Genomic DNA, 13,377 nt, shown 5'->3' on the forward strand with positions numbered 1-13,377 from the left:
GCTACGGCTCGAGGGCCGCCATGCCGGCGCGGGCGACGTCCTCGTCCTCCTCACAGCTGCCGCCGCTCACCCCAATGCCGCCGATGAGCTCGCCGTTCCGAATCAGCGGGAAGCCGCCACCGAAGCTGATGATGTTCCCCACGTCGGCAAACTGCATGCCGTAGATGTCGGCGCCCGGCTGGGTCCGCTCGCCGACCTCGCGGGTGCTCATCCGCAGCGCCGCCGCCGTGTAGGCCTTGCCCTGGGCAACCTTCACGCTGATCAGCAGCGAGCCGTCCATCCGCTTGAACGCCTTCAGGACCCCGCTTTCATCGACGATGGCAATCACCATCGGCACGTTGATCTCCCTGGCCCTGGCCTCCGCCGCCGCCAGGATCCGATCGCAATCGCTGGCGGTCAGTTTGCCGCACATCGCCTACTCCCTCCATTCGCACTCAAGCGACTCGTATGTCTATTTTATCACTATTCGCTTCGAGTGGTTGAATGTCCTGCAGTCGGGTACTGCAGGCATCCAAGATCGGACAGTGAGCGCCGAGTGCGAGCCGTCAGGTCCAGGGCGTTGCCGTGCACGAGCCCCGCCAGCGTCACGTTGGCCTCAGCCGCCTTCCGGCAGGCCAGGTTGGCCGCCGACAGCTGCGCTGGGCACCGGCCCCTCCACGGGAGCGCCGTCCTTTCTGGCGGGACTTCGCCGGCGGGCTTCTGTTCGGGCTGCAGAACGTGCTGCTGGCCGACCTGCGGCGGCCGCTCGTGTCCCCGGAGCAGCAGGGGCGCTTCTTCGGCCTGCAGGGCTCGCTGAATCAGGCGCTCTCACCGGTCGGCATGGCGGCGGCGGGGGTTCTTTCGGACTGGTTCTCACCGTACGCGGTCGCCGCCGGCGCGGGATTCGTCGTCGTGGCCCTGGCCATCTGGGGGCTCACGGGGCCGGGATTGCGGGATATCCCGTAAGGACAGCCGACCCGCACAGCTGCGGAGCTGTGCGGGTCGATGGGTTCTCGTTCTCTTCGCACCGGGGCTTCAGGGGACGGTGACTGCCGTGCGGACGGTCTCGCCGCCACAGGTGATGATCACCGGCCACGTTCCGGGCGTGGTACGCGTACCGACGGTCCAGGACCACGAGACCACGCCGGCCGCGTCGGCCTGCTTCGGCTCCAGTCCCTTTGCCGTGCTCGGGCCGCTCTTGTAGATCTCGGAGATGCTGCACGTCACTCCGGCCCTGGTCCTGACCGACACGGTGGCCTTCGCTCCCCGGGACACCACACCCGGCTCTTGCGTGATCGCCAGTGCGGCGGCCTCTCCTGCCGCCGCAGCCTCCGCCGCCTCCCCTGCCAGCGCAGCAGCCTCTCCTGCCGCCAGCGCCTCAGCGGCCTCGCCCGCGCCGGACGGCTCCCCAGAGCCGGGCTCCCGGTCCATCTCCGCGGCCATCTGCCCGTCCTGGTACTCCGGCAGGGCCCACAGCCCGCGGTTGGCCTCCCGGGCCTCCCGCTGGCACGCCAGGAGGAGGTCGGCATGATCCGGGTTGTCGGCGAAGGTGTACACCTGGGCGTAGCCGTCCCGCACGAGGAGGGCGTTCAGGAACGTGCCGTCCGCGAGCCAGACCCAGGCCAGGAGCCGCCCGTACCGGTCACGGGGCGTCTGCCCCGGAACGTACAGCACCTCCTGGTTGGCGGTGAGCTGTTGGGTATAGGCTGAGGCTTCCTTCCCGTACGCCTGAACCGGGCGACGGGGGTCCACCGACTCCGGCGTGTTGATCCCGATCAGCCGGACCCTCGTCCCGTCAGCGAACGCCAGCGTGTCCCCGTCCACCGCCCGGGTCACCAGGATCCTCTGGGCATCTGCGGGAGGCGAAGGCGCCTCCGCCAGGCACCCTTCCAGGGCGGGACCGGCCGCCTCCGCCGCGGACTGCCGGTCCGCCGCAGCCCCGTCGCCATCGGGCCCGGACGGCGGTTCCGCTGCTGACGGATCGACGTCAGGGCCGGAGGGCTGGCTCCCCACGGACGGGACCACTGCGGCCTCGCCGGACTCCGCCGCGGCAGCCTCGGGGCCGACCGCGTCTACCGGCGCCCCGGACCATGTGGCCGCCTGGGAAGCCGGAGGGGAAATGCCGCCGCATCCGGCGAGCAGCACGGCCGCAACTGCAAGGGCCATCACTCGTTTCCACAGCACTGTCAGGGCCCCCCGAAACGCAACCTGTGGTTAATAATTTGGTATCGCTTCCTTTCAACCCTTCCTCGTCTAACGCGGCCCGGTGAACCGATGGACGGAAGGCGCCCGGGTCCGCCCCCTGCCGGGCGCACCGGCGGGGGCATCGGGCCGACGACAAGATACTCCGCCGGCGCTCCCGCCATGCCGGAAACACGAAAACCCAGAGCCCTGCATGAAGCAGAGCTCCGGGCGTGTCCCAGAAGCAGGGTGCACACGGCTGCGGGCCCCTGGCAGGGGCCGGGCATATCAGTCGAAGTCGGTGGGCAGATCGGGATTGTCGTAGTGCTCAAACATCCGCCGGATTTGGGCGGCGGTGACGCGGCTGGTGGACAGGGCCGGGATGCTGTCGCGGTCAAAAAAGCCGACCCGATCCGTCTCCAGGCTGGTCCGAGCCGTGCCGTCCACCAGCTCGCAGCGGATGAACAGCTTGTACACGTACCACAGCAGCGGAGGGTGCGCGTGCCTGGCCCGGTCGTAGACGGCGAGCACCTTCACCGGCCGCACCCGGTAGCCCGACTCCTCCAGCACTTCCCGGGCGGCCGCCTCGCCGGGGCTCTCCCCCACGTCGGCCCATCCGCCCGGCAGGGACCAGAGCCCCTCCCCCCGCTCCCGCACCAGGAGCAGCCGGCCCCGGACGTCAAAGACGACGGCGCGGACGTCGACCTTGGGGGTCAGGTAGCCCTCCTCGGCCGCAAGCGCCTGAGACAGCACGTCCTTCGGCACAGACGTGTAGCTGGCCATGATCTCGCCAGCGATCTCACGCAGCCGCCGGTACCGCTCCTGGTCGTAGGGGTCCTTGCTGTACGTGATTCCGGCCTGGGCGATGGACTGAATCTGCTGCGCCCACTGAAGCCACAACGGGTTGTGCGACAATAAGATCACCCCCGCCCTTTCGCCGTGTCAACTGCGATGCAGATCGCGCCGGCCTGACCGACATCGGATGCACTCGTCATGCATCAGGTGCCAGACTCCGCCAAACAGCCCCCGAACCTTCATTGTAGGCTGACCCTCGGCAGGCTGACTCCCGCCACCGGGAACCATGCGGGCACACATGGTTCTCTGCGTGATGCGGCTGGATACTCGGGACCGAGTGTGCCCGCAAGGTTGCCTGGGTGGCCCAGGTGTGGTACACATCCGTGGGGGAGAGAACTGTGTTGATCTCGAATGTGTAACTCTGACGCATCAAGCTGAGTGGTCTGGAGGAGGAGACGGTGTTCAAGTGCGTGGCTTTTGATGTGGACGGAACGCTCATCGACAGCAAGGAAGCCATCCTCGCCTCACTACGGGAGGTGCTCCGGGAAGAACTGGGGCGCGAGTTCCCGGAGGAGGAGCTGGTACCCGTACTGGGCATTCCGGGTGCGAGGGGGCTGGCGCGGCTGGGCGTTCCCGACGTTCCGGCCGCCCTGGCGAAGTGGGACGCCTACGTGAGGCAGTACGACCATCTCATCACGGTCTTCCCGGGCATTGAAGAAACCCTCACGGCCCTCAGGGAAGCCGGCGTCACCCTCGGCCTCGTGACCTCGAAGACGCGTGTGGAGTTCGACCACGATTTTCGACGTCTCGGCCTGACCGACTACTTCAACGCCATCGTCTGCGCCGACGACACCCCCCGGCACAAGCCGGACCCCGACCCCATCCTGAAGCTGCTGGCCGACACGGGGCTCCACCCGACCGACGTGGTCTACGTCGGGGACACGGTCTACGACAGCCGGTGCGCCCGTGCGGCCGGGGTCAAGTTCGCCCTCGCCCTGTGGGGCACCCTGAACCCCGCCGTCCCCTGCGATTACAGGGTCCAGCACCCTTCCGATCTCCTCCGCCTGTGCTGCACCACCCCATAAAGAGATGGAGCCGGGGCGAAAGGGCCCCGGCTCCCCTCATGCGGAGCGGGCAGCCGCCCTCTCTGCGGGGGCCACCGCCAGCACCCCGGCGAGTCCCAGCACGGCCAGGCAGGCAGCGCCGATGGCAAAGCCGGCGGGCACGGACATGTGATCGAACAGCGGCCCGAACAGGAGGGAGCCGAGGGCCGAGCCGCCGTAGGAGCCGGTGTACCACAGGGCGTGCGCCTTGCCCAGGTCGCCCGGTGCGACCTCGCTCCGGATCTTGAGCGACATGGCCAGGTCCATGATGGGCCCGCCGACCGCCGCAACGGCAGTCGCCGCCAGACCGGGCGGTGGGGATGCGCGCGAACAGGAATGAAGCCAGGAGCGGACCCACGATGCGGGCCGTCCGCATAGTGGCTGAGTAGACTGCGGCCCCGCGCTGGTAATCGCTCTCCGGCAGCACGCTCACCAGCATGGCGGAGCGTGCCGGCATGACAAAGCCGAGGCAGACGCCTGCACCAGCGCCACCGCCGCCAGGTGCCACGCCTCGAGGGTGCCGGTCACGTAGAGCAGCGGCACCAGCCCCACCGCGCCCATCCGCACGAGCCCCGTGCCGATCATCAGCCGCCGCCGGTCGAACCGGTCGGCCAGGACGCCGCCCAGCAGGCCGAAGATGAGGTAGGGCACGTACTCGGCGGTACCCACCAGCGCCATCGCGGTCGACGACCCCGTCACCCGGTACGTGAGCCAGAACAGGGCCATCCCGTAGAGTTGGTCGCCCACTGCGGAACAGAACTGGCCGAAGTAGAGCAGGGAATAGTTGCGGTTGCGGAAGAGCGAGAGCACCTGTCGTCCTCCTCGGCTTGGTGGGGATGATCAGTAGCACGGATGCGTAGTACATAAATTCTTATTGAGACGAACGAAAGGAGCCCTGCAATACGCCACAGGGAGGCCCTGGCCAGGTCAGCCAAGGAGAGCCGGGGCGCATGAGCCCGGGCCTGGTGCTCCCGCAGGATCTCGTCATACACATCCGGGCGCTGCAGCGCCTCAACCAGAGGCACGACGCTAGGGATAAGCTCGCCGTTCACGTGTCAGCCCCGGCGTGTCGGAGATCCGCACAAACTCCGTCCCGAAGCGCCAGCGCACGCCGGGCGAGCACCAACTCAGGGTGGAGGCATATTCCAAATCCTCTCCACGCGGGCACCCTCCGGTGCGAGGATCACCCGGAACACATCCGGGTTCGTCATGGCCGCCCACTCGGCAAAGCCGAAGCGGTCGTCGAAGTGGTTGAGCAGCAAGGTGAGCAGGCACCCGTGCGACACCAGGACAACCCCCTGCGCGGTGAGCGGCAGCGCCTCCTCCACCACCGCCACGGCGCGTCGCATGGCGGCCCGGCTGGACTCGCCGCCAGGGAAAGAGAGGTCCAGATCCAGGAAGGTCTGCCGGAGCCGTTCCTCCCAGTTCGGCGAGTTCGCACCGCTCAGCACCCGCTCGCGCAGGCGGTCGTCCGTGAGGATGTCCAGGCCCAGCCGTCCGGCCAGGGGAGCGGCCGTCTCGACCGCCCTGGAATAGGGGCTGGACACGATCCGGTCGATGGGGAAGCCCCCGAGGAAGTCCGCCAGAACCTCGGCCTGGGCCCGGCCTTCGGCGGTGAGCGGAGCGGCGGGATCCTGCCCGCCCGCCTGCCAGTGGCGTATCAGGTAGAGGACTTTCGTGCGCATGAAACCGCTTTCCTCCCTGCCCCCCTCTCATCCTGGTCCATCATGGGCAGGGCGGCCACGACGACTGTCTCACTCCCTGTGCCGTCGGTACGCTGCGCTGGCCCCGCCGGTCACCGTTCCCGCATGTCCTGCAGGCAGCTGATGCACAACCCGTCTCGAATGCGGTCCGGCTCTTGTGCTCGCTCGCACCGCCGGCATATCACCGGCTCCACTCCCCTGCTGCGGATCAGGCACGCGCGGCACTTGCACCGGTCGCCGGTGCGATCCCAGTAGTCGGTGGTCACACGGCCGCAGACCTCACAGGTTGCCGGCGGGTCAGCAAGGTCCGCCCGTATCGGCGGGATCCGCGCGGTTCTGGATTTTCGCCCAACCGAACGCGCCACACCGGCCGCCACGCCGGAAACAGGCTGAGGGTGCGGACTCGTCTGAATGCGCATCGTAGCTCTGGTCTCTGCCTGCCTCCGGACCTCGAGTTCCTGCAGGGCCCTGGCCTTCCTCTCCCAGCGCGTCCACTTCTCTTTCGCCCGGAACTCGGCCGGAAACACGAGCTCGCCGTGCCACACCAGGAGCTCCTCCAGCGAGGCGTCCAGGACCTCGGCGAAAGCATACGTGTTGGGGTGGCACCCGCCTGGGCAGAGCTTACGGTGTAGGACGAGACGGCTTTGCTGCACGTCGAGGTAGCACACGGACTCGTACCGCGACGGCTCCCGAAGGGAGTACACATGGTACTGGTCCCACTGGCGCCACACCGTCAGGCGTCGGTCAACCGGGGGGATCACCAGAAGGTCGGGGCGACCGCCGGGAAGCTTGTCACACGCCCAGGTGCGCCTTTCCATCGACAGGATGGGAAACAGGCGCGCTCCGGCCCGCTCGGCCTGCCGCGTCAACTCCTCGATTCCGCTTCTCCTGCCACGGGGGAACAGCTTGTAAGCGACGGGTGGGCCCTGCGGGGGCTTCACCCAGACATCCGCCAGTTCTCCGCCGGGTAGTTGTCTTTCCAGGTCGACATTCCATCCCGATTTGCCTTCGGTCTTGCGACGGAAAAAGGAGTAGAGCAGGAGACGGCCCTCGAGGACGAACGCCTCGGCGTCTGCGTAGCGTCAATCGGTGAGGCTGCGGTGGGCGAAATGGGACCTGACGGTGACGCGCGGCCGGTAGTTGACGGGCCCGTCGTAACCCGGGCACACGATCTCGTCTCGGCGGCACCACTCCTGCAACTGCTCGGGGGTCCAACCGGCATCGACCGAGACAACGCATTGACCTGTCGGCAGGTGTAGCGCCTTGAACACCGCCTGTCCCTCCAACAGAAGGGCCTGCCCGGGCCTCTCGCCGGCCGGTGGGAGACGGCGATGAGCCGGATCTCCGTCCGGTTGTCCAGGGCGATGCAGCGCCGCAGGCCCCTGGCCGTCCTACTGATCCTCATCCCAGTACCATTCGGCGATGATCGGCCACTGGCTGACCGGCAGTCGGCTCCAGGGCAGCGAGGTCCCGGTAGCGTAGTCGCGGGTCAGCATCTCGTACCGCCGCCGGGTGATGCGGGCGACCCGGGGCGACGTCTGCCCGGGCGAGGCCAGCCGCACATCCTTCACCAGCGGGTTGGCGAAGAGCCGGCCTGCCGCCCCGAACTGCGCCTGCCAGGCGTCCGTCTGCTCTTCCCCCGCGGGCAACCAGAGGGCCACCATCAGCCCACCGTCATTCCAGCCCAGGAAGAGCAGCGTTGCGTCGGGCACCTGCGCCTTGATCTCCTCGGCCCACTGCTCCCATCGGGGCTCCGCGGGCTGGTCGCCCACGGCCTTCCATTCCGGCCACAGCGCTCCGTCCCAGCCGTCGACGCGCATGTTGGCGTACTGCTGCCATTCCTCCGGCTTCATGCCGGCGTTGCGCCACAGCTCGAACTGGACCCACTCCTCGCTGAACCGCTCTTCCCGGCCGTCCGGCCCCCGGAAGCGCAGCTCCATCGTTCCCACGCGCACCAGGTCGCTGCCAAACCGGCCCATGATGGCCGCAAAGGCCGCAGGAGCCTCCTGCGCGGGCGGCACCGTTTCGGACCGCCGGACGACGGCCGAGACCCTCACCCAGTCGACGCTCCAGTCATCCACCGTCAGCTCCATGAGCCGGTCCCCGAAGAGCTCCTCCAGGTGCCAGCGCACGGCCGGCTTGTAGACGTCGAAGTTTGTCCACCGCGGGAGGTGGTGAGGGCCCACGAACGGCTCCAGGGTGTCCGGGCGCACCGGCCGCCGGAGGAAGGCGAACTCACCCATATAAGGATCGCTTTCCAGCCAGACCGTTTCCAGCTCCTGGGACTGGGCCATCAGCGACGAGGCGAGGTTCTCGAGGCCCCACGGCACGTTACGCAGCGTGGGGTCTGCGAAATCCCGCTCGACTCTGCCCAGGAGGCTCGGCTGGCCCCAGTGATTGAAGCCCAGCACGTAGCTCTGCGGGGGCAGGTGGTTGCCTACAGTCTGGGCGACCGCCCTCAGGACCGACGGATCGTAGGGGGCGGAAAGGTCGGGCTCCGCGACGGCCACCGGTTCGTAGGTGTTCGTCTGCGGGTTGAACTGGTAGTACTGCGATGAGATGGTGAAACCGCCCTCGTCCTTGTACCGTCGACCGGAAACCTTTACCCGGTTGCCTTCGGCGGTCACGCCCCAGTCGGTCTGCACCTCCAGCGCGACCGTGAGGGAATCCGCGGTCGGCACCAGCACCCAGCCCCAGGCGTGGTGGCCATCCTCCACCGTCACGAGCAAATGGTCATTCTCCCCCTGCGCCACGGTGGTCAGGTTGTAGTCGGCGTCAGGGGCGGGGTTCTCGAGTTCGATTTCGGGCCCGCACGAGATGGAGACGTAGAGCCGCCCGGGGGTGCGGTACAGGGTGGCCGTGGTGCTCTTGCCGGCGAACTGCAGCTCCACCGAGGCGGCGACCTCCCTCTCCTCCGCGCCGGCCCCCGGGGCCCGCTCCGAAAGAGACGAATCGTCGGCCCCGGGGGACGCTTCGCTGGCCGGCCGATTCGCAGAGGCTTCCGACGTCGGGCCCGGACGGACAGGACCTCCACAGGCGGAGGCGGTGATCGCCAGCAGTAAGAGAAGCGTCAGCCAGCGGAGCCTCAACCTTGCCATGAAACCTACCACCTCTTAAAGGTCTCGATGACGTCCAGCAGTTTCTGCGGGTACCTGCTGTCCGTGGCGTAGCCGCCCGCGCGGAGCGCGTGCGCCACGCAGGCCAGGTCGCCGTTGCACTGCCGTGCTGCATCGTACCGGGGCAGATTCAGCACCGCAGTATGGTCTCTGATCGAATCGACGACGGTGTTATAGGCACGGAAAGGCGCCAGCACCCGTACGGACCTGCCGTCAATCTCCTCCCAGGTCCACGACATGACGACACCGTTGGTTCCGGGCTTGCTCGTGCCCTTGATGCCGAACATGTTGTAGCTTTCCTTCCCGGTCTCCACGTCCTTCGGGGTCGCCTTCCCCCAGTTGGACTCGAGGGCCCACTGGGCGGCGTGAATCTCCCACGGGATGCCGCTCTCCCGCTCGGCCTCCAGGAACAGCGGCTTCAGGATCTCAAACCGCTCCCTGTCGCTTGTGGCGGCCAGATACCGCTGGTGGATCTCCTGGTCCGAGTACCCCCGCGGCTGCATCTCCGGGCCCTGGTAGATGTAATACTCCACCCTGTGCAGGTTGTTCTGTCCGAAGCCCTCGGCAGCGGTCCCGGTCGTGAAGTTCCGGCTGCCCGCCTGTGCGATGGTGGGCCCCAGCGTCGGATGATACTCGCCCGGCCGCACCATGGCCATGTGGCCGATGCCGCCCGGTTTCTCGAGGGCCGCGATGGCAGGGATGCCCAGGTTGGCGGCCGCCTGCGCCTGCTCGGCGGTGACCCGCACCCAGCCGTACTCCTGGCCCTGCTCGCGGAGCCAGCGGGTCATGCCGTTGGCGTCCAGTTCGCGATACTTCCCGGTGCTGCCCGGATAGCCCCGCTTGTACGCCTCGCGGATCTCGTCGGCCCGGGCGATCTGGCCCGTCTCGGTGTTGATCCAGTGTGCGATCTCCACACCCATGGCACGGGTAACATCCCACACGTAGATGTTGCAGTAGGTGGTCTGGTTCCGACCGGGCCTGTACCGTTCCTGGTTGACCACATCAAACTGGTCGAGAATGGCCTCGTACCACTCCCGGTTCCACCGCCCCGCCTCTGCCTGAATGAGGCTCTGGATGGGGTAGGCTGCGTCGGTCTTCACCCAGGAGCGGTCGGTGACTCGCGGCGGCGGGGGAAGCAAGGCTGGCTGCCACCCCTGCTGCCGTTCCCGGGCACGCCGCTCCGCCTCGGCCCGATACTCCCCATCGAGGTGCCAGGTCCGTTCGGGCCCCCACAGTGCGGCGGCCTCTGGATCCAGGCGGGCCAGCCGCTCGCGCGCGTCCTGCCCCTGGGCCGCCCACTTGTCGGTGGACTCCCCGTTCAGGTACGCCTGCCACCAGCCCTCCTTGGCCCGCCACAGGTCCGCATAAGCGTTGTGGATCGCAACCGCCTCGTTCTGGATGGCCTGGGCGAGCGGGGCGAAGGTGGGGTGCTTCAGCATGGTGTCACGGTACTCGCGGAGCGGCTGGTAATGCTCGGCATCCCAGCGGTCGGCGGCCTCCTTGCCGTCCGCGATCACCATATGCCAGTAGGTCTTCTTCCCCTTCACAAACTCGTCCCGGAACTGCAGCAAGTCGCGGGTCTCCTGGGATACGACCCTTTCGAGCAGCCGGTCGAACCGATCGGCCCCCAGGGCCTTCCGGTACACGTCGAGGCGCTGCAGAAGCTCCCCGATCGGGTCGGGCGACGCCTGCCCGCTCTGAAGCCCCTGTTCGAGCGCCGCCAGCTCCTGGTGGGCCCGCTGCTCCACGTGCTCCAGCGCAGCGCCGCGCACGCCCCACCAGTCCACCGGCTGCGGCCCGTCCGGCCTCTGCCCGTTTAGGACTTGACCCCAGTAGGTGGCCACCTTGGTCCAGAGTTTCTGCCCGTTGATGATGGCCTGCCGAGTTTCGCTGCTGAGTTCATACCACAGGTCCCGGTAGGGAAGGAAGTAAGGGTCATCCCCGAACTGGGGGTCAAGCACGTCAAAACGGCCTTCCTGTGCGAGCCGCAGGTACTGTTCCTCCTTGCGGGTCAGCACCAGCTGATTCGGGTCGGCAGCCTTCTCCAGGGCCAGCCCGGTCGCGTCGCGCCCCGACAGGATGGCCTCAAGCCGGACGAAGGTTCTGCCGGCGGCACCGTGGAGGCCGCGCACCTCCAGGGCCGAGAGCGCATCCTCGCCCCAGCGCTCCCGAAGGGCGTCGGAGTTCCGGTCCAGCGCCAGCTCGTCGGACAGAATCTCCTTCACGCCCTTGTAGGCGTAGGCCTCCAGCTGTACGCGGTTATTGAGCCCCTCCGGAGCCCCTCCCAGCTCGGCCAGCCTGTGGAGGAAGTCGTTGTTGCCCAGCCACTCACCAACCCGCCCCATCAACTGCGATGCACTAAGCTCGCGCTCCACCCGGGTCTGGGTGAGAGCTAGACCTCGATCGAGCACGCAGTCACCCTCCCATGTGAGGAATGTTGCGGGATATATTTTTGGTATTGTGCTAAGTGTCTATCTTCGGTTTTGCGGCGCAAGGTTCCTGCCAGGCGTGCCGGATTGTGGTGCGGAAAAGTGCGTGACGTTCGGTCCCCAGCACCAGGCAGAAGCCCAAGAACGTGCCGCTGCAGTCCGAGGGCGGTGCCCGCAGTCGCCGGGGCGGACAGAAAACGTGGGCCGTGTGCTGGTCGGCGAGCAGGCCGCACCCGCAGCCACCGGGACGGAGGTGGCCGTGGGTAGCAGGCTACCCCCGGAGGCGCCGGTCGCAGTCGGTGCACTCTCCTGTGGCATGTGCTCCCGGTACCGCAGTGCAAAAAGGCTGCCGCACGGGGCAGCCTTGAGACTACGCTTAATCTACAAGGTATACGTTAACTGCCGTCCATGTATGACCGCCGTCAGCCGTCGTGAGCAGGGCACCATCCTCGGCAAGAAGCCACCCTTGAGTGCGAGTCACAAACTGTGTCTGCTTCACTGAGTCGGCCACGACGGGAAGCGCCTGCCAGTGGTAGCCGCCGTCTTCCGCGTAGTAGAGACAGTTCGACTTCACCATCCACCCATGCTAGTGGGCCACAAAGGTTGGATCCGAAGCACCGGTATCCCGCCGTCGCTCGTGCGCACCACGCCGACCGGCTCACGTCCCGACGCGAAACTGTAGCTGAGCAACAGCCCCCCGTGCTCCGCATCAAGGAAGCTAGCTAAGCTGCAATGATGTGCTGATCCATCTCCCCTCGAAATCGGCCCACTGCCCCACCGAACCGCAAGGGCGGACTGCGGTGCAGGGAGACGATAGCAGCGCTGAGCACTTCAACGACTGATGGCACTTGCTGTTCTTGATGAGCTGTCCCAAGTGGACGCTGTACTCGATGTACAAACTTGCATACTGAATCTTTTGTTAATACGTTGCGGTACATGTTTCCTCCACGTATACTGTGGGCTACGCACACTACTGCTGCGGGGGTGCGGCCAAGACTTAACGACGGTGACCCGGTCCGTAGTACACAACAACGAAAGGAGGTGGGAACAGTTTCGGGCGGCAGCTACGTTTCTGGTTTTCGCATCCTTGCTTCTGGCCGCTTGTGACTACGGAGGGGAGACCTCAACTGCCACGGCGTACCTTACGACCTTCACATCGGAAACCCTGGTGTGAGCGTAATGGGTTTTATGTGGATGATCGAGCTATACGTCCGAGGGAGTTTCTGCGGTACTCGCTGGAGGAGATCACCAGGTTGCTGGAGGAGGAGCGGGAGTTCGGCGTCTCCTCCACCATGGGGGAAAAGACCTCTGCGGAGAGAACTATCTATCGTCGGAGGTGTGCGTCAGTTGGTGGGTAAACCCGTCAAGAACAGCGTAGAATGCTGGATCATCCGCCGCATGGTGGATGCGGAGGATGCCGTGCTCCTCTTGCACGTGGCGGCGAGCCCTGACATTCCAACCGGTTTCTGGCAGCCCATTACGGGCGGAATCAAGGAAGGCGAGACCTCGCGGGAGGCTTGCGTCCGGGAGATCTATGAAGAGACGTCACTGAGGGTACGGGCTGAGGATGTCCACCAGATTCCCGGCCACTGGGAGTTTGAGCTTCCGCACCAGGTCATTCGCAAGGATCTGTACTGGGTGGAGACTCCTGAAGCCGCCATTCGGATCGCCCCGGAGGAGCACGACGACTGGAAGTGGGTGCCCATCTCCGCGGTGGAGGCGGGGCTGTACTGGGAATCCAACCGGCGCACGTGGGCCGCAGTGCGCGACTGCCTGCGGACGTGAACCTGGAGATGGAACGCTACATCACCAGCTTTGAGCGGTTTGGCGTCTGCTTTGACTTGTACGGGCTTGCAACCGAAGTAGCGGACCTCGTTTCCCATCGTCTCCAGCCATTCTTCCGGGTGGCGGTCGGGCCCAATGACGGAGCCGTTCAAGTCTCCTACCGAGTGATTCACGGTACTGCACGCGCTCCCCTGATGCAGGTCGACCATAAACGACGCCGTATGACATGCGCCGGCGTTGTCCCGGAAATCGTGGAAATTCAAAGTGGCGGCCCTCAAGCCCCGTT

At 66.6% G+C, this 13,377-nt stretch carries 13 protein-coding genes; 4 read left to right on the forward strand and 9 right to left on the reverse strand.

What is annotated here, in order from left to right; genetic code table 11:
- Position 1: 1 nt before the first annotated feature.
- Positions 2–412, reverse strand: a complete 411-nt coding sequence (locus tag AB2385_RS11300; protein WP_367655108.1) for a heme-binding protein — start codon at positions 410–412, stop codon at positions 2–4.
- Between the two features lie 152 nt (positions 413–564).
- On the opposite strand from AB2385_RS11300, the gene AB2385_RS11305 reads away from it, so the two are divergent.
- Entirely contained in the window at positions 565–945 is a 381-nt protein-coding gene (locus AB2385_RS11305; protein ID WP_367655109.1) for a hypothetical protein, read from the forward strand.
- A gap of 69 nt (positions 946–1,014) precedes the next feature.
- Here the strand turns inward: AB2385_RS11305 and AB2385_RS11310 are convergent, their stop codons facing one another.
- Together AB2385_RS11310 and AB2385_RS11315 are read right to left on the reverse strand one after the other, a co-directional pair.
- Positions 1,015–2,163 carry a thermonuclease family protein gene (locus AB2385_RS11310; protein WP_367655110.1) on the reverse strand — a complete coding sequence of 383 codons (1,149 nt, stop codon included), beginning with the start codon at positions 2,161–2,163 and terminating at the stop codon, positions 1,015–1,017.
- A 285-nt stretch (positions 2,164–2,448) separates the two neighbouring features.
- Positions 2,449–3,075 (reverse strand): NUDIX hydrolase, encoded by a 627-nt coding sequence (locus AB2385_RS11315; RefSeq protein ID WP_367655111.1) that lies wholly within the window; start codon positions 3,073–3,075, stop codon positions 2,449–2,451.
- Between the two features lie 338 nt (positions 3,076–3,413).
- Here AB2385_RS11315 and AB2385_RS11320 point away from each other — a divergent pair, with 338 nt between their 5' ends.
- Positions 3,414–4,040: an HAD family hydrolase gene (locus AB2385_RS11320; RefSeq protein WP_367655112.1), complete on the forward strand. Its 627-nt coding sequence runs from the start codon at positions 3,414–3,416 to the stop codon at positions 4,038–4,040.
- A 36-nt stretch (positions 4,041–4,076) separates the two neighbouring features.
- Here AB2385_RS11320 and AB2385_RS11325 read toward each other — a convergent pair whose 3' ends face one another.
- The 6 genes from AB2385_RS11325 to AB2385_RS11350 all read right to left on the reverse strand — a co-directional run bounded on the left by AB2385_RS11325 (position 4,077) and on the right by AB2385_RS11350 (position 11,883).
- Positions 4,077–4,325 (reverse strand): hypothetical protein, encoded by a 249-nt coding sequence (locus AB2385_RS11325; RefSeq protein WP_367655113.1) that lies wholly within the window; start codon positions 4,323–4,325, stop codon positions 4,077–4,079.
- Between the two features lie 162 nt (positions 4,326–4,487).
- Positions 4,488–4,868 (reverse strand): MFS transporter, encoded by a 381-nt coding sequence (locus tag AB2385_RS11330; RefSeq protein ID WP_367655114.1) that lies wholly within the window; start codon positions 4,866–4,868, stop codon positions 4,488–4,490.
- A gap of 317 nt (positions 4,869–5,185) precedes the next feature.
- Positions 5,186–5,743, reverse strand: coding sequence for a histidine phosphatase family protein (locus AB2385_RS11335; protein ID WP_367655115.1), 558 nt, complete (start codon positions 5,741–5,743; stop codon positions 5,186–5,188).
- Positions 5,744–7,152: 1,409 nt separating this feature from the next.
- Complete coding sequence (locus AB2385_RS11340) at positions 7,153–8,859, reverse strand: hypothetical protein (RefSeq protein WP_367655116.1); 1,707 nt, start codon at positions 8,857–8,859, stop codon at positions 7,153–7,155.
- A 5-nt stretch (positions 8,860–8,864) separates the two neighbouring features.
- Complete coding sequence (locus AB2385_RS11345; protein WP_367655117.1) at positions 8,865–11,288, reverse strand: glycoside hydrolase family 73 protein; 2,424 nt, start codon at positions 11,286–11,288, stop codon at positions 8,865–8,867.
- Between the two features lie 394 nt (positions 11,289–11,682).
- Positions 11,683–11,883, reverse strand: coding sequence for a hypothetical protein (locus tag AB2385_RS11350; protein WP_367655118.1), 201 nt, complete (start codon positions 11,881–11,883; stop codon positions 11,683–11,685).
- Between the two features lie 773 nt (positions 11,884–12,656).
- Between AB2385_RS11350 and AB2385_RS11355 the strand changes: the two genes are divergently transcribed.
- Positions 12,657–13,091, forward strand: a complete 435-nt coding sequence (locus tag AB2385_RS11355) for an NUDIX pyrophosphatase (RefSeq protein WP_367655119.1) — start codon at positions 12,657–12,659, stop codon at positions 13,089–13,091.
- An 8-nt stretch (positions 13,092–13,099) separates the two neighbouring features.
- Positions 13,100–13,377 (forward strand): hypothetical protein (locus AB2385_RS11360; RefSeq protein ID WP_367655120.1); only part of this gene is annotated, 278 nt, incomplete at its 3' end.

The sequence above is a fragment of the Symbiobacterium sp. genome (genome assembly GCF_040797425.1).
Taxonomy (GTDB): domain Bacteria; phylum Bacillota; class Sulfobacillia; order Symbiobacteriales; family Symbiobacteriaceae; genus Symbiobacterium.